The 22,394-nt window shown below is 68.8% G+C and carries 17 protein-coding genes, 1 tRNA gene and 1 pseudogene; 12 read left to right on the top strand and 7 right to left on the bottom strand.

Annotation, left to right across the window (positions count from 1 at the left end):
• The first annotated feature begins 8 nt into the window (after positions 1-8).
• Positions 9-1,502: a hypothetical protein gene (locus tag C4V41_RS15740; protein WP_103956639.1), complete on the top strand. Its 1,494-nt coding sequence runs from the start codon at positions 9-11 to the stop codon at positions 1,500-1,502.
• A 227-nt stretch (positions 1,503-1,729) separates the two neighbouring features.
• On the opposite strand, the gene C4V41_RS15735 is transcribed toward C4V41_RS15740, so the two are convergent.
• Positions 1,730-2,230, bottom strand: a complete 501-nt coding sequence (locus C4V41_RS15735; RefSeq protein ID WP_200824016.1) for a YajQ family cyclic di-GMP-binding protein — start codon at positions 2,228-2,230, stop codon at positions 1,730-1,732.
• A 473-nt stretch (positions 2,231-2,703) separates the two neighbouring features.
• Here C4V41_RS15735 and C4V41_RS15730 point away from each other — a divergent pair.
• The 5 genes from C4V41_RS15730 (at position 2,704) to C4V41_RS15710 (ending at position 12,112) form a co-directional block, all read left to right on the top strand.
• Positions 2,704-2,785 (top strand) — tRNA-Tyr (locus C4V41_RS15730).
• Between the two features lie 377 nt (positions 2,786-3,162).
• Entirely contained in the window at positions 3,163-3,726 is a 564-nt protein-coding gene (locus C4V41_RS15725) for a dihydrofolate reductase family protein (protein WP_103957307.1), read from the top strand.
• A 459-nt stretch (positions 3,727-4,185) separates the two neighbouring features.
• Positions 4,186-4,869, top strand: coding sequence for an SMI1/KNR4 family protein (locus C4V41_RS15720; RefSeq protein WP_103956637.1), 684 nt, complete (start codon positions 4,186-4,188; stop codon positions 4,867-4,869).
• Between the two features lie 1,209 nt (positions 4,870-6,078).
• Positions 6,079-8,436, top strand: coding sequence for a tetratricopeptide repeat protein (locus tag C4V41_RS15715; protein WP_103956636.1), 2,358 nt, complete (start codon positions 6,079-6,081; stop codon positions 8,434-8,436).
• A 532-nt stretch (positions 8,437-8,968) separates the two neighbouring features.
• The gene (locus C4V41_RS15710; RefSeq protein WP_103956635.1) at positions 8,969-12,112 is read left to right on the top strand and encodes a BTAD domain-containing putative transcriptional regulator; all 3,144 of its coding nucleotides are present in this window, start codon (positions 8,969-8,971) and stop codon (positions 12,110-12,112) included.
• Here the strand turns inward: C4V41_RS15710 and C4V41_RS15705 are convergent.
• The gene (locus C4V41_RS15705) at positions 12,096-13,304 is read right to left on the bottom strand and encodes a cytochrome P450 (RefSeq protein ID WP_103956634.1); all 1,209 of its coding nucleotides are present in this window, start codon (positions 13,302-13,304) and stop codon (positions 12,096-12,098) included. The genes C4V41_RS15710 and C4V41_RS15705 overlap by 17 nt on opposite strands.
• A 133-nt stretch (positions 13,305-13,437) precedes the next feature.
• Between C4V41_RS15705 and C4V41_RS15700 the strand changes: the two genes are divergently transcribed.
• On the top strand, positions 13,438-13,923 hold the full coding sequence (locus tag C4V41_RS15700) for a SigE family RNA polymerase sigma factor (RefSeq protein ID WP_103956633.1): 486 nt from the start codon (positions 13,438-13,440) through the stop codon (positions 13,921-13,923).
• Positions 13,920-14,918, top strand: a complete 999-nt coding sequence (locus C4V41_RS15695; protein ID WP_103956632.1) for a hypothetical protein — start codon at positions 13,920-13,922, stop codon at positions 14,916-14,918. Before C4V41_RS15700 ends, C4V41_RS15695 begins: the two co-directional genes overlap by 4 nt.
• Here C4V41_RS15695 and C4V41_RS15690 read toward each other — a convergent pair.
• Complete coding sequence (locus C4V41_RS15690) at positions 14,862-15,413, bottom strand: GNAT family N-acetyltransferase (RefSeq protein WP_103956631.1); 552 nt, start codon at positions 15,411-15,413, stop codon at positions 14,862-14,864. The genes C4V41_RS15695 and C4V41_RS15690 overlap by 57 nt on opposite strands.
• 44 nt (positions 15,414-15,457) lie before the next feature.
• Positions 15,458-16,297 carry an SDR family NAD(P)-dependent oxidoreductase gene (locus tag C4V41_RS15685; protein WP_103956630.1) on the bottom strand — a complete coding sequence of 280 codons (840 nt, stop codon included), beginning with the start codon at positions 16,295-16,297 and terminating at the stop codon, positions 15,458-15,460.
• A gap of 165 nt (positions 16,298-16,462) precedes the next feature.
• Here C4V41_RS15685 and C4V41_RS15680 point away from each other — a divergent pair, with 165 nt between their 5' ends.
• On the top strand, positions 16,463-17,365 hold the full coding sequence (locus tag C4V41_RS15680; protein ID WP_200824015.1) for an RNA polymerase sigma-70 factor: 903 nt from the start codon (positions 16,463-16,465) through the stop codon (positions 17,363-17,365).
• A 58-nt stretch (positions 17,366-17,423) separates the two neighbouring features.
• On the opposite strand, the gene sigJ is transcribed toward C4V41_RS15680, so the two are convergent.
• Positions 17,424-18,365, bottom strand: a complete 942-nt coding sequence (gene sigJ, locus C4V41_RS15675) for an RNA polymerase sigma factor SigJ (protein WP_235030149.1) — start codon at positions 18,363-18,365, stop codon at positions 17,424-17,426.
• 29 nt (positions 18,366-18,394) lie between these two features.
• Positions 18,395-19,129: an SDR family oxidoreductase gene (locus tag C4V41_RS15670; protein ID WP_103956629.1), complete on the bottom strand. Its 735-nt coding sequence runs from the start codon at positions 19,127-19,129 to the stop codon at positions 18,395-18,397.
• Between the two features lie 148 nt (positions 19,130-19,277).
• Between C4V41_RS15670 and C4V41_RS15665 the strand changes: the two genes are divergently transcribed.
• Both C4V41_RS15665 and C4V41_RS15660 read left to right on the top strand, forming a co-directional pair.
• Positions 19,278-19,964, top strand: coding sequence for a matrixin family metalloprotease (locus tag C4V41_RS15665; RefSeq protein ID WP_103956628.1), 687 nt, complete (start codon positions 19,278-19,280; stop codon positions 19,962-19,964).
• 16 nt (positions 19,965-19,980) lie between these two features.
• Positions 19,981-20,421 carry a HEAT repeat domain-containing protein gene (locus C4V41_RS15660; protein WP_103956627.1) on the top strand — a complete coding sequence of 147 codons (441 nt, stop codon included), beginning with the start codon at positions 19,981-19,983 and terminating at the stop codon, positions 20,419-20,421.
• A gap of 16 nt (positions 20,422-20,437) precedes the next feature.
• Here C4V41_RS15660 and C4V41_RS15655 read toward each other — a convergent pair whose 3' ends face one another.
• Positions 20,438-21,784, bottom strand: a complete 1,347-nt coding sequence (locus C4V41_RS15655; RefSeq protein WP_200824014.1) for an FAD-binding oxidoreductase — start codon at positions 21,782-21,784, stop codon at positions 20,438-20,440.
• Between C4V41_RS15655 and C4V41_RS66105 the strand changes: the two are divergent.
• A pseudogene (locus tag C4V41_RS66105) lies at positions 21,707-22,315 on the top strand (ATP-binding protein); the annotation flags it as partial. The gene C4V41_RS15655 and the pseudogene C4V41_RS66105 sit on opposite strands and share 78 nt — an antisense overlap.
• Between the last annotated feature and the right edge of the window lie 79 nt (positions 22,316-22,394).

Genomic DNA, 22,394 nt, shown 5'->3' with positions numbered 1-22,394 from the left:
GGGATCGTATGGGCCCGGCTCCACGGCTGACCGAAGCAGAGCGCAAACTCTGGAACGCCTTCCCGACCGGGGAGACGGTCGAGCTGGGCCCGTTCGAGATCGGCACCTGCCGCAAGGCCGGCGCCAACGCGCCCACGGACGGCGACACCTGGGGGCCTGAACGCTCGATCAGGGCCGAGGTGATCGCCTCGCTCCTGCTCGGCGCTCGCGAGGTCAACGGCGGCTCGGTTCCCTCGGTACGCCTGCGCGGCGCCAGGATCACCGGCCGCCTGGTCATCGCCGGCGGCACAATTCCGCACGAACTCATCCTCACCGGCTGCCATCTGGACGAACCTATCCGGCTCACCGACTCCACCACCCGCACGATCCGCCTGACCGACTGCCACCTCCCGGGGATCAGCGGCGGCGGCATGCACGTCGCCGGCCATCTCAGCCTGTCCGGCTCGAACATCACCGGTGCCGTACGCCTGGCCCGCGCCCAGTTCGAAAGCGGCCTGTGGCTCGGAGGCACGCGCGTGGCCACGGACGACGACGATGACTGGGCCCTCTACGCCAACGCCATCACCGTCGACGCCGGCACGTACCTGCGCAACGCCGACTTCACCGGCGGAATCAACCTGGTGGGCGCCCGCCTCAACGGCGGATTCTTCCTGGAGGGCGCGAAGCTCAGCAATCCCGGCAAAGACGCCCTCGACGCCGAGAACATGGCCGTCGAAGACACCATGCGCTGCACCAACGGATTCCAGGCAACCGGCTGCTTACTGTTACGAGGCGCCCGCATCAACGGCACTCTCTCGATCGCCGGCACCGTCCGCAGCCCGGACACCCGCTACGCCCTCTACATGAGTCACATGGAGATCCGCGAGCTCTACCTCAATCCGGCCGAACCCATCGAGGGCGTCGTCACCCTGGCCTACTCCACCATCGGCACCCTGCACGACCACCCGGACGTCTGGCCGGAGAAGCTTCGCCTGAACGGCCTCACCTACAACCGCCTGCGCGGGGGCGGCGTGGCCAAACGCATCGACTGGGTCACCCGCGATCCGGACGGTTTCCGTCCGCAGCCGTACGAACAACTGGCCGCCTGGTACCTCAGCGACGGCAACGACGTACTCGCCCGCCGCACCCAACTCGCCAAGCTACGCGCCAGAAGGCAGACACAAGGAGTCGGCACACGGGTGTGGGGCCGCCTCCTCGACGGGGCCGTCGGTTACGGCTATCGCCCGTGGCTGGCAGGCATGTGGTTCGGGTTACTGCTCACCCTGGGCACGGTCGTCTTCGCCCTTATCCCCCCAAGAGCCCTCAAGCCCACCGAGAGCCCCGATTTCAACTCGTTCGCCTACACCTTCGACCTACTCCTCCCGATCCCCGCATTCGGGCAACGAGAGCTTTTCGCGGCTGTGGGGTGGACGCAGTGGCTCGCGTACGCACTGATCATCTCCGGCTGGATCCTCGCCACAGCCCTGATCGCCGGCGCCACCCGAATCCTCCGCCCCCAGTAACCACCCCGCGGAGTAACCTGAGGCACACGTCGCCGCTTGCACACCCTCGCAAAACCCGGACGAGCACCCTCAACCTCTGCCCGACAAGGGCGCTCGACCATGTGCCAGGACGAGCGCTTTCGACCATCTACCTGCCGGACGAGAGCGCTCGACCATATGCCGCGGATGTCCCCTCCACGACCCGACCCCACCAGACCGAGACCGGATCCGTACGGTTCCACGCCTGGCTAGCGGTAGTTCACGAACTGCAGGGCAATGTCCAGATCCTTGCCCTTGAGCAGAGAAATGACGTCCTGAAGGTCATCCTTCTTCTTGGAGCTGACCCGAAGCTCCTCACCCTGAATCTGCGCCTTGATCCCCTTGGGACCTTCGTCACGGATCAGCTTGGAGATCTTCTTCGCGTTCTCCTGATCGATGCCCTCCTTGAGGCTGATCAGCATGCGGTATTCCTTGCCCGACAGCTTCGGCTCACCCGCGTCGAGAACCTTCAGCGACAGCCCCCGCTTGACCACCTTCTCCTTGAACACGTCGAGTGCGGCATTCGCCCGCTCCTCGCTGTTCGCCTTGATCTCGATGTTGTTCTGCCCGGACCAGCTGATAGCAGCCCCAGTGCCCTTGAAGTCGAAGCGATGCCCGATCTCCTTGACCGTCTGGTTCAGCGCATTGTCGACTTCCTGCCGGTCGATCTTGCTGACGATGTCGAACGACGAATCAGCCAAAACACCCATCCTCTCAACCGCGAATCCCTACCCGGATCCCGCTTCCCCACCATGCCCGAGGCGCACGGACCCAGCGAACGAGCCTAGCCAGCATCGGCCAGCCGCGCAGGACCGAGACCCCTTGCCGCCCCGTGTACGCAGATGATCACCTTTGCACCACTTCGCCACCTTCCCCCCTCAACACCCCCTTCCCCTCCACCCCCGTCGGATGCCGGGACAGAATCCAGCACCAGCCACACCGGGGCCCGCCACGCGGCCTGCGGAGACCAGAACCCATCCCCGGCAGGCCAAACATGCGCCGCCGTACCACCCCCGCGGGAGCGGGACCAGGAGACCGCTGGCTCAACGACCCCGGATGACCCTCAGAACCCCGCCCGTTTCGGCGCTGCAGTCCCTTGAGATCCGGCTCGGGACAAACCGGTGTCACGTACACCTCGGAAGTCCGCTATTCTTCTGTCTGTCGCCGCGAGAGCGGATGGCACGGCAGGTTGCCCGAGTGGCCAAAGGGAGCGGTCTGTAAAACCGTCGGCTCAGCCTACGCAAGTTCGAACCTTGCACCTGCCACACGCAGTTAGCGCAGCTCAGAGGCCCTACGGGGCCTCTTCTGCGTTTGTGGGGTACGCAGCCAGATGCCATCGAGAGCGACCGTCTGCCGGTGGCCCATCAATGTACGTGCAATGACGGCGTTTCCGCTGGCCGGGTGTCGATTTGGGGCTTTGGTAGCGCACTTGAACGGGATCAGATCGGCGCGCGTGACCTGCCCGGCTGTCCCACCTGTCTGGGCCGGGGGCGGTTATCCACCTCGGGGACTCCAGGCCCGCGCGTACGCTCGTCCGCGCGCCCTGTCCCACCTGCTCCGGTAATTCGGCTGGCCTGACCGATGATTTTTCCGCGTCGTGCTGGTCTGTACGCCGAGCACCGACTCACGGGAGGCTGACGCCATGCGGAAACTGACCTTCGCCATGAACCTGAGCCTGGACGGCTACGTCGCCGCGCCCGGCGACGACCTCGGCTGGAGCGTACCGAGCGACGAGCTGTTCCAGTGGTGGTCCGACCGGGTGGGGGCGACCGGCCTGGCGCTGTACGGGCGCAGATTGTGGGAGGCGATGAGCTCCCACTGGCCGACCGCCGACCAGCAGCCTGGCGCCACACCGGCGGCGATCGAGTACGCCCGCCGCTGGCGGGACATGCCGAAGGTGGTGTTCTCCTCGACGATCAGCACGGTCGACTGGAACACCCGCCTGGTCACCGGCGACGCGGTCACCGAGATCACCCGGCTCAAGGCCGAGGACGGTGTCCCCATGGACATCGGCGGCGCCACACTTGCCGCAGCGGCCATGCGGGCCGGGCTGATCGACGAGTACGTGCTGGTCACCGCACCGGTCTTGGTGGGCAGCGGCATGCCGTTCTTTACGGCCCTGGACAACTGGGTGAACCTGACCCTGATGGAGACCCGGACGTTCCCCGACGGCATACTCCTGACCAGGTACGAGACCAGGCGCTGAGTACCCGACCTCGGATCGGCCCGTTCTTTGGGCCACCAAGGAAGGGGCGCACGGTACAGCCGAGAAGTACGGCAACCGGCGGGATCGTCAGCGAACTCAGGCTCTCCCGAAACCTTGAGCCGTTCGAATGATCGCTCGATTGCCGTGGTCTGGGGGCCACGGGGCCGCAGGTCCAAACCCGGCCAGTGCGAGCGAGTCGTGGAACGGCGAAGGGCCCCGGCTGGTGTCCGGAGCCCTGTGGGCGTAGCACGCCGCCGGTGCGTCGCCGATCCGCTTGTTGGCGATCGATGTACTTGGCGTAGCCCCAGGAGGACGTCAACGTTGTGGCCTGCTCGTTCCGCTACGTCCGGTGCTGAGATGCCTGCGTTGAGTCACAGGGGCACCGCTGTGTGCCTGAGGTCATACGCGCCTATCCCGCCGCAGCCAGATTGGTTCACGAAAGAGCCGCATACTGGCGTCATGGTGACCATGACAGCAGGACTCGACCGACTGCGAGCCATCGAAACCGGCCGACCCGTACACCTGCATGAGTTCTACCGAAGCAACAAGCGGTTCCTTATCTTCGGCGCTGAACGACACCAGTACCGCAACACCCCGCTCAACTCCACCTCGGTCCTGGCCCTAGAAGACGATTTCGGTGTCCAATTGCCACCCGCATACCGGGAGTTCCTGCTCCAGATCGGTCCCGGCGCGGGTCCCTACTACGGCATCTGGGAACCGGAGGAGATCGTGAAAGAGACCGAGGGGGATCCTGCCAAACCCTTCCCGCTCACCCGTCGCGACGCCGAGCAGATCTATAACGCCTGGTACACATGGGTCCACGATCCAAAGCCCAACTCCGGTGGCGGTCCCAGCATCCAAGCCCCCGACCCCACACCCGGCTGCATCTTCATCGGCACCCAGGGCTGCTCGGGTGTCACCGCGTTGGTCACCACAGGAGAGCTGACGGGCACGGTGTGGGATGTCTGGCTCGACGAAAGCGCCTGGCGACCAGCCAAGACCGCCCCTGCCAGCCTGGAGAGCGAACTCTATGACCTGGCCACACCGACATATCTCGGTCCTACGCCAACCTTCGACGCTTGGTACGAGGCATGGCTCACGCGCGCCGACGCCGAGCTGTCACCTCCAGGACGAACCTCCTGAGCAGTGCCGCATCAGCACGCAAGTCCTTGCTGCGCGCGACAGCCGCCAGGTCAAGACTTAAGGCCTCTTGCCTCCAGCGGGGCCTCGGACTCCAGGATGAGCATGGCTCAAGGGCCGGGTTCGAGCAGGCCGCATGCTCCCTCGACGTCTCCAGACGAGATCAGATCACGAATCGCGGCCGCCATACCCTCGAACCTCGTGTCTCGAACGATGATCAAGTCCGAGCGCCAGAAGTGCCTGCCACCGCGACACTCGCCGGCGCGTGCATCTTGTCCATGTTGCGCTGCACGACGTCCAGGGTCAGGGGCCAGCAGCCACCGGGCGAAACAGCTCTCTTCGTCTATCTGGGTGTACCAGCGCACCTTGAACGCGAACGTGTGCACGTCGTCATTGTCAGAAGGCCTGGATCGCTGTCGTGCGATGGTTGTCCGTGCATAGATGGCACCGGTCCCGGTCGAGCAGGCACCAGGGGTCGCGAGTGTGGCCCGGTGCCGTTGCACGCGGAGCTGAACAAGGCGAGCTCGCCGCTGCGCACGATGAGCGGGTCACCGTCTTCATCGTCGATGTCCGGGTAGCGGAGGGCCTCGGCCAGCAGACGCGGGTAGTCGGAACCGGATGCCTGCACGATGGCGATGCCGCCGTCCTCTGCTTGGAAGGCTTCCATCCAACTGTCATCGCGGACGACTCCGTCGGCGCCGACGAGGGCTGCCCAGCCGGCTCCGACCGGGATGTTGGTGTCCTCCGGCCCTAGCCCCACAACGTCGTCGTATTGGTTGTCGCTGAATCCATGCCACGCGCCGCGCAATGAAGCGTCGACAGCGAGAAACGGATCGCCGTTCGTCCAGAGTCGGCCGGCATGCACCCACGGTCCTCGCACTGCTCCATTGTGGATGAAACCTCAGCGAAAGCCGCACCAAGATGACGCGGAGGGGCCGAGGGCTCGTGCGACACGTGTGCAATGATCTTCCTGGCTATGGCGGCCGAGCAGGGCATCTGTCGAGCGATGCGTTGTGCCCTCTTCGCGATACTGATGATGCGCGTCCTGTTCGTCGTATCTGACGCATGACCGCACTGTGCCGGCGCGGCTCCTCGAAACCGGTGCTGCTGCCGTGTACTCGCGTTGGAGACTGCCTTGCCGCATATTGGAGGCACCGGGAACCTCGGAGGCCGCCGATGCCAGGAGGCAGACGCCGACGTACCGGACACTTTTTGCTTCTTGCCGCGGCCCTGCTGGCCGGGGCCGCCGCCGTGCTGTCCACCGCCGGGTTGCCGACGGCGCCGGCGTCCGGGGTCGCGGCGGTGGTCGTCGCGATGGGTGGAGCGCTGATGGCGTACGGCACGGACGCGCTGAAGAAACACAAAGACCGGCGAGAGCTGCTGCCGTCGGTGGTTCGGCTCGACGCGCGTGGCCGTCTTCCGCTGGTACGCGCGCTGGACGATCCGGTGGTGCTGGGGGTGCATCCGGCGGCGGTCGAGCATGAGGGTCGGCACACGCGGACACCGGCGTTCATCGTGCGAGCCGTCATGCCGCGGCTGCTCGATGCCCTGCGGCGGGGCCGTTTCGTGCTGCTGGTGGGAGAATCCACCGCCGGGAAATCGCGCGCGGCTTATGAGGCGATACGGCAATTGCTCCCAGATCACCGTCTCATCGAGCCGGTCAGCCGTCAGGCGGGGCAGATCGCCGTGGACACCGCGATCGACACCCCGAAGTGCGTCGTGTGGCTGGACGACCTCGAACGGTTCCTCGGCGAGGGCGGACTGACCGGGCAGGGCATCAGCGGCATCCTGGCCGTGGGCGGAGGTGGCCGCTACGTCGTGGCGACCATGCGGGCGGAGGAGTACGCCAAGTTCAGTGGGCGTACGGGGCCGGGCGCGATCAATCCGGGCCGGGAGGCATTGCGGCAGGGATGGGACGTGTTGCGGCTGGCGACCCGGGTCGAGATATCGCGTACGTGGTCCAAGGCCGACCTGGTCGCCGCCGAGCGTTACCGTGACGACCGCCGGATTGAGCAGGCCCTGCGGCACGCCGACCGGTTCGGCGTGGCTGAGTACCTGGCCGCCGGGCCGTACCTGCTGGCCGACTGGCGGGACGCGTGGGCGCCAGGATCGCATCCGCGCGGGGCCGCCTTGGTGCGTGCCGCCACCGATGCGCGGCGGGTCGGTATCCACCGGCCGCTTCCCCTATCGGTGCTGGTCGAGCTGCACGAGCCGTACCTGCGCGACCGAGGTGGCCCGCTCTTGCGTCCCGAGTCCCTGGAGGACGCGCTCCGCTGGGCGGTGACGCCGCTGCACGCCACCAGCAGCCTGCTGTTGCCGGAGGTGGAGGACGGTTATCTGGCCTTCGACTACCTCATTGACGCGGTGGAGAAGACTCCTGTGCCACGGAAGGCTTTCGACGTGCTGATCGCGTTCGCGACGCCTGGGGAGGCTATGGAGCTCGGTGAGATCGCCTGGCAGTGGTTACGTCATGACCAGGCCGAGGCCGCTTTCAGTGCCGCCCAGCGCGCGGGCCTGCAGGACGGCATGGAACGGCGCTGTGATCTTCTGCGCGACTCGGATGGCGCGTCTGTCGCGCTCGAATTCGCCCGCCGCGCGGCCGAGAGTCTGGAACGGACTCTCGGGCCACATCACTCCGAGACCTTGGACGCCAGGCGAATGTACGCGTGGGAGATCGGGATGGAGGGAGATCCCGGCGAATCCCTGCGACTGTGCACGGAACTGCTCGCGGAGACGGTGCAGATCTTCGGCGAGGATCATCAGCGGACGCTGAAGGCCCGGCGGGCCGTCGCGAACTGGACCGGCCAGGCCGGAGACGCCGCCCGAGCCGCGGTCCTGTACGCGGAACTTGCCGCGGACTGCGCTCACCTTCTTGGCCAGGACGCCCAGATGACGGTAAACAGCCGGATGGAAGTCGCCCACTGGACCGGTGAAGCGGGAGACCCCGCCGAAGCCATCCTGTTGATGGAGGAGCTCCTGCGTACCGTCACGCGATCCGACGGGTTCGCTCAGGACCTGATCTTCTCGATCCAATTTCGAATCGCTGATCGGCTGACGCGGACCGAGAGATACGCCGAGGCGCTTGACCGGTGGGAACTGCTGGCCGCCGACGCTACGTCGCAGTTCGGGCCGCTGCACAACTGGACTCTCGACGCGCGTGAGGACCTCGCCCAATGCGTCGGTCAGGCCGGTCACGCCCAGCGGGCGGTAGAACTGTTGACTGAAGTGCTGGCCGATGCCGCTCAGCTCGATGCTCCACGTAGCCGCTCCATGTTGATGCTGGGCCGAACGCTGGCGCACTGGGTTGGGGAGGCCGGAGATCCAACCCAAGCCGTAGTACGGCTGGAAGGCCTGATCGCTATCAGCGCCGAGGAGTTCGGTGCGGACGATCCGACCACTCTTGGGCTACGGCTACGCCGGGCACACTGGGTGGGGAAGACCGCGGGACCGGTCATCGCCATCGAGGAACTGCGGCGGTTGCTGGATCACGCCACCGAGACCCGAGGCCCGAACGCCCGCGTCACCAGAGCCATCCGCGAAGAACTTGACGTCTGGACCCACGGTTGCTGACCGGCTGCAACGCGAGAAACACCAACGCGCCACGGACGGATCATGACGTGCCCTCGTGCCTCTGCCATTCCTGTACACCGTCTGATCGTGCCGCGTGTTCCCCGTGACAGAGACACTTCCGAAGCGAGCGAAATTGACGGAAGGTAATTTATATTTCACAGCGAGTATCGCATTGCTTCGGTCCTCTCTCCCCCAGGAGGTCTCCATCTTCCGCATCGCGACCGTATTCGCCGCCGTCTTCGCGTCCACCACTCTCGCCCTCGCCGCACCTGCTCAACGGTGCTTCCGTGTCTGGCGGGGGACGGCGGATACCACTGCGACCTGAACGACGTCGCCGGGTTGCTTTCTGGCGTCTTGAGCACCTTCAAACCCACTTGAACCGACCCGCAGACCAACATCATCATGTGTCGCGTCAACACGGACAACACTTCGTTCGACGGTGGCAATTGAAAGACGCAAAGAACCCTGAAGAAGAGAATGCCGCGGGGCCCGTGGTGGCGGGTGGTCGGTGGGGACCGGCACAATTGCTGGTGTGCGAGTTGGATTGCTCGGGCCGTTCGAGGTCCGGAACCCCGATGGGGCCGTGGTGGAGGTTCCGGGGGCTCGGCTGCGGGCGCTGCTCGCCGCGCTCGCCCTCGAACCCGGCAGGATCGTCACGCGGTCGAAGCTGGTGGACTGGATCTGGGGGCAGCAGCCGCCCGCGGACGAGGTGAACGCGTTGCAGGCGCTGGTGTCCAGGCTGCGCCGGGTGTTGCCGGATGGCGTGATCGAGGCTGACGCCGGTGGATATCGGCTGGCCGTGGCGCCTGAGGCCGTGGACGTGTCCCGGTTCGAGCGGTTGATCGCTCAGGCGCGTGCCGTTGAGCCCGCGGAGCGGGCCGAGGTGCTGCGTTCGGCCTTGGCCCTGTGGCGCGGTACGGCGATGGCGGACATCGCGCTGCGCGACAGTGAAGCGTTCGACGTCGCCGTGGCGCGGCTGGACGAGCTCTACGTCGCCGCGCTCGGCGATCGGGTGGATGCCGATATCCGCCTCGGCCGTGGGTCGGATCTGCTTTCCGAGCTGACCGAGTTGGTGGCCACATACCCGCTGCGAGAAGGGTTCGTGGCGGCGTTGATGCGTGCGCTCGCCGAGGCGGGGCGTGGGCCCGAGGCGTTGACCGCGTACCAGCGGACGCGTGAGCTGCTCGCCGAGGAGCTGGGCACCGATCCGTCGGCCGAGCTGTCCGCGCTGCACACCGCGTTGCTCCGCGGCGAGCTGGGCGAGCGGGCCGAGAACCGCAGGACCAACCTGCGCGCCGAGCTGACGAGTTACGTCGGCGAGGACGACGACATCGCCACGGTCGCCGGCCTGGCCATCAAGCACCGGCTGGTCACCTTGACGGGGGCGGGCGGTTCCGGCAAGACGAGGCTGGCCACGGAGACCGCGCGGACGATGCTCGCCGAGCTGCCGGACGGGGCCTGGCTGATCGAGCTGGCCTCGGTGCGGGCGGGCGGTGACCTGGCGCAGGCCGCCCTTGCCGCGATCGGCCTGCGTGACCAGGGAGTGCTCGGTGGCGGGCGCGGCGGGGAATCGATGGATCAGCTCATCGCCGCGGTCCGTGAGCGCGCGATCCTGCTGATCCTGGACAACTGCGAGCACATGATCGAGGCGGCCGCGGAGTTCGCGGATCGGCTGCTGGGGGAGTGCCGGCGGCTGCGGATCCTGGCCACGAGCAGGGAGCCGCTCGGCATCACGGGTGAGGTGCTGTGGCAGGTCGAGCCGCTTCCGCTGCCCGCGAAGGGGGCCGATCCGGCCGAGATCGGGTCCTCGCCCGCGGTGCGGCTGCTGCGGGACCGCGCGGATCGGGTGCGCAAGGACATCGGCTCCGACGCGCACACCCTGACGGTCATGGCGGGGATCTGCCGGGCGCTCGACGGGATGCCGCTGGCGATCGAACTGGCCGCGGCGCGGCTGCGTACGATGTCCATCGATCAGCTCGCACGCCGGCTCGACGACCGATTCCGGCTGTTGACCAGCGGCAGCCGTACGGCGCTGCCCCGGCACAAGACGCTGCGCGCGGTCGTTGACTGGAGCTGGGACCTGCTGACCGAGGCCGAACGCAGTGTGCTGCGGCGGCTCTCGGTGTTCTCCGGCGGGGCGAGCCTGGAGGCGGCCGAACGGGTGTGCGGGGACGAGTTCCCCGACGGGGAGCAGACGCTCGACGTGCTGACCGCGCTGATCGAGAAGTCGCTGCTGCTCGCCGACGACGAGGACACGCCCCGCTACCGGATGCTCGACATCATCAGGGAGTACGCGGCGCACCGGCTCGACGAGGCCGGGGAGACCGAGTCGGTACGCCGGGCGCACCTCGCCTACTTCACCGAGCTGGCCGAGACCGCCGAGCCGCACCTGCGCCGTACCGAGCAACTGGAATGGCTGGCCATCCTCGACGCCGAGCACGACAACATCAGCGCGGCCCTGCGCGGCGCGATCGCCGACGGATGGGCCCAGGAGGCGATGCGGCTGACCGGGGCCGCCGGCTGGTACTGGTTCCTCAGCGGGCACAGGACCGAGGGCACCGAGCTGAGCGTCGCGGCGGCCTCGCTGCGGGGTGAGGTGCCCGACGAGGTGCGGGCGATGGCGTACACCGTCGTGACCGTGTTCCTGACCTCCGGGCCCGGCCGCGATCATTATCAGGCGGCGGAGTGGATCCACGAGGCGCACCGGGCCGTTCAGCGCAGCGGGCATCGCCACCCGATGGTGGTGTTCGTCGCGCTGCTGGAGCGGATGGTGCAGGAGCCGACGGAGTTCCTGTCCGCCTTCGAGCCGCTCATCGCCGACGACGATCCCTGGGTACGCGCGCAGGCCAGGTACGCCCGCGGCCGGTTGCGGCTCACGCTCGGCAGCGACGAGACCGACGTCGACTCCGACGCCGAGACCGCCTTCGCCGAGTTCAGCACGCTGGGCGACCGGATGGGGATGTCGCTGGCGCTGACCTTCCTGGCCGATCGGCTGGCCATGCGCGGCGAGTTCGCCCGTGCGTGCGAGCACTACGAGCAGGCGGCCGTGGCGCTGACCGAGCTGGGCTCGGCCGAGGAGGTCGTCGGGCTGCGGGCGCGGCAGGCCCAGCTCTACTGGCTGCTCGGCGACGAACGATCCAGCGCCTCCGCCGTGGCGGAGGCGGAGCGGTGCGCGGGCGGGATCGCCTGGCCGGACGTGGTGGCCCAACTGGAGCTTGCGAAGGCGCAGCTCGCGCGCTGGCGCGGCGAGCCGGGCAAGGCGCGCGAGCACCTGGCCACGGTACGCGTCGTGCTGGGCGGCGGGGAGCTGGGCGACATGGTCCGCGCCCAGGTCATGGACCTGCAGGGCTACCTCGCCGAGGACATCGAGGAGGCCCGCGCGCACCGGAGCGAGGCGTTCCGCGCGGCCGCGGAGACGACATATCCGCCGCTGATCGCCAGCGTGCTGATCGGGATCGCGGATCTCGCGCTGCGCCAGGGACACGCCGAGCAGGCCGTGCGCCTGCTCGCGGCGAGCGATGAGGTTCGCGGTACGCCGGATCGTTCGCTGCCGGACGCGTCCAGGGTCGCCGCCGACACGCGCGATCGCCTCGGCGAGACCGTGTTCGCCGAGGCGACCCGTGCCGGGAAGCTGCAGGATTGGCGCGAACTGGCGGAGATCACCCTCGCCAGGTGACCGGGAGGCTCTTGACGCCGTAGATGTCGGCGGTCTCCGGGCGCAGGGCGACCTCGTCGGCCGGTACGGCCAGGCGCAGCGTGGGGAAGCGGTCGATCAGGGCGGGCAGGGCGACGCGCAGTTCGACGCGGGCGAGCTGCTGGCCCAGGCACTGGTGGATGCCGTGGCTGAAGGCCAGGTGGCCGCCCTCCTGGCGGTGGATGTCGAGGGTGTGCGGGTTGGTGAAGCGGTCGGGGTCGCGGTTGGCGGTGTTGTAGGACAGGATGACCGTCGTACCGGCCTTGATGGTGTGGCCGCCCAACTCGACGTCCTCCAGCGCGATCCTCTGGAACTGCTTGGCGACGGTCAGGTAGCGCAGGAGCTCCTCGACGGCCTGGTCGGCGAGGGCAGGGTCGGCGCGCAGGGCGGCCAGTTGCTCGGGGTTCTGCAGCAGGGCGAAGGTGCCCAGGGCGAGCATGTTGGCGGTGGTGTCGAAGCCGGCGGACAGCAGGATGAGGGCCATGCCCTTCAGTTCCTCGTCGGTGAGGTCGCTGTCGAGCAGGTCGGAGAGCACGTCGTCGGTGGGGTTGGCGCGCTTGGCGGCGACCAGTTCGGCGAGGTAGGTCTGGGTGGCCATGTAGGCGGCGATCAGTTCGTCGTCGTCGACCTCGCCGCCGAGGAACTTGTCGATGTTCTCCTGGAAGCGGTCGCGGTCCTCGTACGGGACACCGAGCAGTTCGCAGATGATGACGGACGGGATGGGCTTGGCGAACGCGGTCACCAGGTCCGCCGACGTTCCCGCCTTCTCCATGGCGTCCAGGTATTCGGCGGTGACCTGCTCGACGCGTTCGGTGAGCAGGCGCATGCGGCGGACGGTGAACTTGCCGACCAGCGGCTTGCGGTAGCGGCTGTGCTGGGGGTCGTCCATGAGCAGGAACTCGCCGGGCGGCGCCGGGGGCACTTCGATGTCGCCGTAGTCGACCAGCGGGTGGTGGTTCATGAGCTCCTTGCGGGAGCTGAACCGCGGGTCGGCCAGGATCGAGCGGACCAGGTCGTAGCCGGTGACCAGCCAGCCCTCGTGCCCGTCGGGGAAGGGAAAACGGCTGATCGGGCCGTGCTCGCGGGCCTCGATCAGCTCGGCCGGCGGGTCGAAGGGGCAGCCGGACTTACGGGCGGTCGGCATCGTGGTGACGGTGTGGAGGGCTTCGCTCATGACGTTCACGATCGCCGACCGCCCTGATATCGGGCCGTCGCCGTGCTGACACGGCCGCTGACACGGCACCCGCGGTGCCGCCCTTCTGAATATCAGCCCCAACCGTTCACCCCCCTTCGAGCGTCTTGTTCATATGAGGGACTCCGAGGCGTTCGAGGTCTTCGTCGCCGCCTGGCATCCGCGCCTGCTGCGGGCCGCCATCCTCATCAGCGGTGACAGGCATCTGGCCGAGGACGTGCTCCAGGACGCCCTGATCAAACTGGCGCGCCGCTGGTCGAAGGTGCATACCGATCCGGTCAACTACGTGCGGACCACCCTGTACAGGGACGTGGCGTCCAGGTGGCGGCGGCGACGGGAGTTCGCCTACGGGGAGCCGCCCGACCAGGCGGATCCTGACACTTCGGGAGCGTCGGACCTGAAGGTGGTGTTCGCCCGCGCGCTGGCCAGGCTGCCGGTGAAGCAGCGGGCGGTGCTGGTGCTGCGCTTCTACGAGGATCTGCCCGTGGTGGAGGTCGCCGCGATCCTCGGGGTCTCGCCCGGGACGGTGAAGAGCCAGACGCACGCGGCGCTGAAGCGGTTGCGTGAGGTCGCTCCCGAGCTGGAAGAGGTGCTGATATGACGGACGAGCGGCTGCGGGAGCTCTTCGACGATCTCGCCGAGACCCTGCCTGAAGGGTCGTCCCGGGCGGATGAGCTGTGGTGGCGGGGTACGCGGAGCCGTTCCCGCCGGCGGTGGACGGTGGCCGGGGCGGTCGCGCTCGTTGTGGCGGGGGTCGTGGTGTTCCCGGAGCCGGTCGAGCGCGGTGTCGCCGTCGCGCCCGCCCCCGCCGTGGACACGGTCGGTGGCGCGGAGCTGCCCGCGCTGGTGACCGCGCTGCCGGAGAGGTGGGCCGACATTCCCGTGGTGACCGCCGTTCCCGGGCCGGTGCTGGCGCTGGCCGAGTTCGGGGACGGGCGGATTTATGCCCTTAAATCCGGCGGTCGCATCCCTCTTGATGTGAAGCCGCCGCTGACGCCCAACTCGCTCGCCCCCGACGGGACGATGGCCGCCTTCCCGCGGAAGGACGAGGTGGTGGTCGTCGATCTCGTGATCGGCCAGGCCAGGCGCTACCCGGTGCCGGGGGCCAACGAGGTGGTGCTCTGGCGCGGCGAGCGGCTCCTCGTCGAGCAGGAGAGGGCGAACTACCTGCTCGACCTGGCCACGGGGGAGGCGCGGCGGCAGCGGTACAAGGGGTTCACGGGTGTCGCGGGCTTCCGCGACCTCAGGATCGTCTCCGGAAAAGGCGGCCGGACGGTCATTCAGGAGAACGGGTCGGAGGTGCCGCTGGACGTCCGGGGCATCACCGACGGGCCGGGCGAGCACGGATGGCAGCGCGACGGCCTCGTCGCCACGTCCGCCGCCGCCCACTCGTACCTGGCCGACGCCGCCACGGGACAGGTGATCAGGACGCTGAGGTGCGAAAAGAGCTGTCCCGTACGCGGCTGGCTCGGCCACGGCACGGTGATCGTCGAGAACGAGGGCCGGCTGCTCGGCTGGAACATCGCCACCGGCGCCCTGTCACGCGTGGCCGACCTGCCCGACGGGGTGGCCGCCTACTCCCTGCGCGGCGGGTGAGCGGCGGACCAGCACGCGCGTGGTGCCGCCGTCGTCCTCGGCGATGTCACGCTCATGCTCGAAGCCGATCTTGTCCAGTACGGCCAGCGAGGCGCTGTTCGACGCCGCCACGGTGGCGTACACCTCCGTCAGGCCCAGGGTGCCGAAACCGTAGGCGACGATCGCCCCGGCCAGCTCCCTCCCCAGGCCCGATCCCCACACCTCGGGGGTCAGCGCGTAGATGATCTCGTGGCCCTGGACCGTGTCGGTCGGCTTGATCTCGGCGTGGCCGACCAGGCAACCGTTCCGGCGAACGGCCCAGACGTCGAACAGGTTCTGGGCGTAGACCTTGGTGAAGATCCGTCCGAACAGGGCGCGGTCCTCCGCCTCGGGGGCCGTGCCATCGCCCATCCACTGCGAAACCCGCGGGTCCTGGAACAGGGTGACGAAGTCTTCCCGGTCTTCGGGGACATACGGTTCCAGCAGGAGACGCTCGGTGCGCAGAGTCGGGGTCATGGAGGGCGAAGCTACCCGTACGCCGCCCTCCCGACAAAGCATTTTCACCCGAGATTGCCCTGCGCCTCCGCCGAGAGGTCCTGCCAGTCGGCCCAGGTCTTGAGCCGGTCGGCGTACGCCTGCTGGAGCATCGGGTAGAAACCCAGCCCGAAGAGCACCCGCAGGGGCGGGTTGTCGGAGTCGACGAGCTTGAGCAGGGCCTGGGCCGCGGCGGCCGGGTCGCCGGCGGGCTGCTTGCCGGTGAACTTGGCGAGCCGCTGGCGCAGGCCGTCGTAGGCCGGGTCGGTCTGGGCCATGTGGCCGTTGGCGAGCGGGTCCGGGTTGTTGCCGTCCCTGGTGGCGAAGCCGCCGGGCTCGATGATGGTCACCTTGACGCCGAACTCGGCGACCTCGCCGGCGAGGGCTTCGTTCAGGCCCTCCAGCGCCCACTTGGAGGCGTGGTAGGCGCCGCCGAGCGGCATGGCGATGACCCCGGCCGCCGACGAGAGCTGGATGATGTGTCCCGAGCGCTGCTCGCGCAGGTACGGCAGCGCGGCCTGGACCACCCACACCGCACCGAACAGGTTGGTCTCCAACTGGTCGCGCAGCTCCTGCTCGGTCAGCTCCTCGATCGCGCCGATCTGGGCGTAGCCGGCGTTGTTCACGATGACGTCCAGGCGGCCGAAGTGCTCCTTGGCCCGCTTGACGCTCTCGAAGACGGCGGCCTTGTCGGTTACGTCCATCGCCAGCGGGAGCACCGCGTCGCCATGGGCGGCGACCAGATCGTCGAGGCTGCCGGTGTTCCGGACGGCCGCGGCCACCTTGTCGCCCCGGGAGAGGGCGGCCTCGGCGAAGTTGCGGCCGAGGCCGCGGGACGAACCGGTGATGAACCAGACCTTGCTCATGATGTGTTTCCGTTCTTCCGCCGCATTCTGACGACCATGAGACGGGGGCGCCTCGGCGTCTGTGACAGGGCGGCGATGTGACGTGTGTCACCGGCCATGGGTGTCACAGGGCGGTGCGGACCGGCGTCTTGTGCGTGGAGCACAGGAAACGGGCAGGAGCGGGCAATGAACGAACGCAGCGACCGGATGGACGCCGCCACCGAGGCGTTCGTACGGCACCGCAACCTGCTCTTCACCGTCGCGTACGAGATGCTCGGATCGGCGGCCGACGCCGAAGACGTCCTCCAGGAGACGTGGCTGCGGTGGATGAAGGTCGACCTGGAGCAGGTGCAGGATCAGCGCGCCTACCTGGTACGGATCACGACCCGGCGCTCGCTCGACCGGCTGCGTACCATGAGGCGCCGCAAGGAGGCGTACGTCGGGTCCTGGCTGCCCGAGCCGCTGCTCACCGCGCCGGATGTGGCCGAGGACGTCGAGCTCGCCGAAAGTGTGTCGATGGCGCTCATGCTCGTTCTGGAGACGTTGTCGCCGACCGAGCGCGCCGTCTTCGTGCTGCGCGAGGTCTTCGACGTCGGCTACGACGAGATCGCGGCCGCCGTCGGCAAGAACGCCGCGGCCGTCCGCCAGATCGCGCACCGCGCCCGCAAGCACGTCGATGCCCGCCGCCCGCGCGAGACGGTCTCCCCGGGCGAGACCCGGGCGGCGCTGGAGTCGTTCCAGCGTGCGTTCGAGACCGGGGACCTGCAGGGCCTTCTTGACGTGCTCGCCCCTGAGGTCGTCCTGGTGAGCGATGGCGGCGGCGTCAAGCAGGCCGCGCCACGGCCGATCACCGGCGCGGGCAAGGTGGCCCGCTTCATCACCGGCGGCCCCCGCAAGGCCGGCGCCGTGCTCACCGGTGAGTCCACCATGGTCAACGGCAACCCGGCACTCGTGGTGCGCGTGGACGGCGAGATCGACGGTGTCATGGCGGTCCGTGTCGAGGGCGCCCGCATCACCGGCCTCTACTACGTCCGCAACCCGGAGAAGCTGACCCGCATCGGATCGGAGGTTCGGCTCACCCTGACCTGACTTCTTGTCGCTCATCAACGATGCGGAGCATGCCGTTGACGCAGACGATCCTGGGGGCCTACTCCGTCGCCTGAGTACGGGGCAGAAGCCCCACATCGGACACCGGTCCGAGATGGCGGAGCTTGTCGGGGTTGGCCACCGAGTGGACCGCCTGAATCACGCCATCGACGATGTCGAGTTCGACCACGGCGGCCACGCGGCCTTCCGCGTCGTACATCACCGCGCCCGGCCGGCCGTTCACCCAGGCCGGCCGGTGTGCGACGCCCAGCGCCTGGACCCGGCGGAGCCCGGCGACGAGCATTCGCGCGACGCGCAGCGGCTCGGTGGCGGGCTTCGCGATCGCCTGGGCCTTGCCGCCACCGTCGCCGTGCATCACCACGTCTGGGGCGAGCATGCCGAGCAGCGCGTCCATGTCGCCACCGGCGGCGGCCTCGAAGAACCTGCGGGCGAGCTCTTCGCCCCGCCGCCGCGCCGGGGGCGACACGACGTCGCGCACCTGCCCTCCGGCGGCGACCCGCTGCCTGGCGCGCGCGAAGATCTGCCGGCAGTTCACCTCGGTCTTGCCGATGATCCTCGCAACGTCCGGGTAGCCGTACCCGAACACCTCGCGCAGCACGAACACCGCGCGCTCCACCGGCGAAAGGGACTCCAGCAGGACGAGGAACGCCATCGACAGCGAGTCGGCCAGCTCGGCGTGCTCGGCCGGCCCCTGCCCGTCGGCGGACACGACGACCGGTTCCGGCAGCCAGTCACCCACGTACGTCTCCCGCCGCACCCGCGCCGAACGCAGGTGGTCGATGCCCAGCCGCGTCACCGCCTTCGCCATGTACGCCTTCGGATCGGTGATCGTGGTTCCGGCCTGGCGCGCGCGGGTCAGGCCGACGAACGCGTCCTGCACGATGTCCTCGGCGTCGCCCACGGATCCGGTCATGCCGTAGGCGATGGAGAACAGCAGCGGCCGATACGCGGTCGCGCCCGTCTCATCCACCGCCTCATGCACGTCCAGCAGGGTACCCGGTCGGGAGGTCGTCACCAGGCGACGGGTCCCAGGCGATCGATGAAGATCCCGGTCGGCCCGTCGGCGCCGATCGTCGCGAGCTCGATGATCGGATCGGTGCCCTCGGTGACCGTGAGCTGGCCGGTGTGATTGTTCATATCGGTGGCGGTGAACTTGAGATTGACGACCTCACCGGGGGTGATGGCGTTGAACTTGATCTCCGGGAGCGCTTGGGCGTACCGGACGGTGATCATGTTCAGGGCCGCCTTCGACGAGCTGTAGGCGAGCTCGTGCATCTTCGAGACGGGCTGGTCAGGGTCGGTCACGACCGCGAACGAACCGCCGCCGCTGGACACCATCACCACCCGCGGATGCTCCGCCGCCCGCAGCAGGGGCAGGAACGCGTGCGTGACCCGGACCGGGCCGTACACGTTGGTGTCGTAGACGGAATGGAGCTCACCGGCCGTCGCGTCGGCGGGCGCGACGATGTTCCCCGGCGCGCCGGCGTTGTTGATCAGCACGTCGAGGCGGTCGGTGTGCCGCTGGACCAGCCGTACGGCGTCGGCCACCGACGCGTCCGAGGTCACGTCCAGCGGGACCATCACCACGTTCACGCCCTGGTCGGCCAGCTTCCCGGCGGCCGCCTTTCCGCGGCCTTCGTCGCGTGAGCCGAGAAAGATGGTCCAACCCTGCTCGCCGAGCCGCCGGGCCGTCTCGAAGCCGAGTCCCTTGTTGCCACCGGTGATGAGCACTGAGGTCTTTGTCATGCCCTCTGAGACGAGATGCCCCGTCCGGCTGTGACATGGTGTGCGCCACGTCACAACCTAGGGATATTCCTAGGTCCGCCACGGAGGCATCGACCCAGGCCGCGGTCGCATTCTGTGAGTCCAGTCAATGGGTGGAGGGAGGGGAATCATGCCGTGCTTCGACGGCCTCGGCAACCTGCGGGACGGTCGCCCACTCTGGACCGGCGACTTCTCCGGCCAGGGCAAGACCGAAGTGCTCTTCTACTATCCCGGTGACGGGAACTGGTGGCTCGGCACCCTCAACGGCACCGAATTCGCCGGGAACAGCGGCAGGCCGTTCAACTCGCGCGTACGCCTGCACGTGAAACTCCTCACCGCGCCGACCGCCTTCACCATCGACCAGATGGTGCAGAGCATGCGTGAGGTCTATCGCTCGGTCAACATCATGGTCGAAGTCGGCTCCACCGAGAATCTCACCATCGCGGACCAGGACATCGAGGTCGGCGCCTGCGTGTTCGGCCAGACCACCCAGGAGCAGCGCGACCTGTTCGACAACCGCGACAACGTCGGGGTCAACGACGTCGCGGTCTACGTCGCGCGTACCGTCATCTCCAACGGCCGCGCACTCAACGGGTGTGCCGCCCACGATGGCCGCCCGAGCTGCGTGATCGCCCGCGCGGCCACGCAGTGGACGATGGCCCACGAGGTCGGGCACGTCCTCGGCCTCCGGCACGTCGACGACAACGATCGCCTGATGACCGGCAACGGCACGGCGAACATCACCAACCCTCCTCCCGACCTGATCGAGAGCGAGCGTCAGACAATGGAGAGCAGCGCCCAAACGCAGCTCTGCTGAGGAAAGGAGCACGGTGATGGTGACGATGAACGACGTCAGGGCGGCGATCGACCCCGACGAGCCCGACTACGACCGCGCGGCCACCGAGCTGGGCGCGGCCGCGATGCCCTTCCTGGCCGAGCTCGGCGGCAGCGACGACGCCATGCTGGCCAGCAAGGCCATCAGCCTGGCCGGCGCCATCGGCGGCCCCGAGGCCATCCCGCTGCTGGAGCGGGCCGCCGCGGCTCCGCACGCCGAGGTCCGGGTCGTGACGGCCAACGCCGCCGGCGAGCTGGGAACCGACGCGGAGGACGTGCTCGCCGCGCTGCTCAGCGACGGGGACGTGGGAGTGCGCAAGCGCGCCGTCATGGCCGCGGCCCGGATCTCCTCCGCCCGGCTCCAGGACCAGTTGACGGCGATGAGCGAGTCCGACTCCGACATCGCGATCCGCCGGCGGGCCAAGGAGGCCCTCGGATAGGTGTCCGTACCGCGCCCTAGGGTTTCCGGGGCGCGGCCGGCGGGATGTTCTGGTTGAAGTGGAAGACGTTGCCGGGGTCGTAGCGGTCCTTCAGCGCCGTCAGCCGGTCGAGCTTCTCCTTCGGGTACGCGCGCCGCACGCCCCCCTCACCCTCATCGGTCAGGACGTTGACGTAGACGCCGGTGGCGAACGGCTCCAGCGACGCCGCGTACCGGCGCGCGGCGGCCATGCGCTCCGCGTCCTCGGCGGGATCCGACCAGCGCGCCGCCGCGACGAACTCGACGAGCGTGCCGCGATGGCTGAAGGCCGTCTCGTCGTCGGGCACGTCCGCGATCGCGCCGCCGTACGACTGCAGGCTGGCCGACGGCGCAAAAGCCGCGCCCGGCGCCAGGAAGGTGTGGATGGCCTCGTCGGGGAACTCGTCGAAGTAGTGGCCCTTCCAATATCTGCGGTGCCGGTGCCCCTCGACGGTGTCGTCCATCGTCTGCAGGTCGAGATAGGACAGCTCCTGGACGCGTTCGGCGACCGGTGACCCCAGGCCGCGCAGCGCCGGGAGCAGGCGGCGGCCCTCGTCGGGGTCGCCCACCCAGACGAAGCCGACGCTGGCCAGCGGCCGGTCGTCCATGGTGCCGACCCACGCGGTGAAGGTGGCCTGACGCGGCGCGTCGCCGATCAGGTCACGCCAGCCGCGCATCGCCGCCACCGCGTCCTCGGGCGGGAAGTACAGGTCCACGAGGAGGCACCGGGTGCCGACCCGATGCAGGCGGAACTCGAACTCGGTCACCACGCCGAAGTTGCCGCCACCGCCGCGCAGGCCCCAGAACAGGTCGGGGTTCTCCTTGGCGTCCGCGCGCACCACGTCACCGTCGGCGGTCACCATCTCGAAGGAGGTCACGTTGTCGCACGACAGGCCGTACGCCCTGGCCAGCCAGCCCATCCCGCCGCCGAGCGTCAGCCCGCCCACGCCGGTGTGGGACACGTTGCCCGCCGTCGTGGCCAGGCCGTACGGCTGGGTCGCGCGATCCAGGGCGCCGAGCAGCGCGCCGCCCTGAACCCAGGCCCGCCGGCCCGCCGGATCCACGCGTACGGCGTCCATGGGCGTCAGGTCGATCAGCAGGCCGTCGTGGGCGATCGGTAACCCGAGGATGCTGTGGCCGCCGCAGAGCACCCCGATCTCCAGTCCTTGCGCGCGCCCGAACAGCACCGCGGTGGCGACGTCGTCGCGGCTCGCGCAGCGGGCGATGACCGCCGGACGCCGGTCCACCATCGCGTTCCACACGCTCCGGTGCCGGTCGTAGCCATCGTCGCCGGGCAGGAGCACCTGTCCCGCGAAACCGGTCAGCTCCAGGCGGCTCGTCCCCATGAATTCTCCCGTCAGGCGCGGCGTACGTTCAGTCTCCATAGGCGATGGGTGCCGCGCCAGGGCATCCGCCGGACATCTCCCGGATCGGAGATCGCGGGGGCTACGATCGGGGTCGTGGAGCTCTGGGAGCGTTCCGCGACACTGAAACTCCTCGACGACCTGCTGGGCGAGAGCCGGCGGGGCGGGCGGGTGGTGGTGGTGGTGGCCGGTGAGGCCGGCATCGGCAAGTCCGTGCTGGTCACGGAGTTCGCCCGCCGGTGCCGGGCGCGGGTTTTATGGGGTGCCTGCGACCGGTTGGTCACCCCGCGGGCGCTGGGGCCGCTGCATGACATCGGCCTCCAGACCGGGGGCGTTCTCGCCGAACGGCTGGGCGCCGGCGCGGTCCAGGAGGAGATCTTCGCGGCCTCCCTGGAGGAGCTGTCCTCTTCGCGGCCCCACCCCGTGGTCGTGGTGGAGGACGCGCACTGGGCCGACGAGGCCACGCTGGACTGGCTGGTCTGGCTGGGGCGGCGGATCGGCCGGCTGCCCGCGCTGCTGGTGGTGACGTACCGGGATGACGAGGTGGGGGCCGAGCACCCGATCCGGGGCGCGCTGGCCGCCCTGCCGAGCG

Origin of the sequence: Nonomuraea solani (genome assembly GCF_900108335.1) — a bacterium.
Classification (GTDB): Bacteria; Actinomycetota; Actinomycetes; order Streptosporangiales; family Streptosporangiaceae; genus Nonomuraea; species Nonomuraea solani.
The sequence above is the reverse complement of the archived record's forward strand: the minus strand, read 5'-3'. Positions and strand labels throughout refer to the sequence as shown.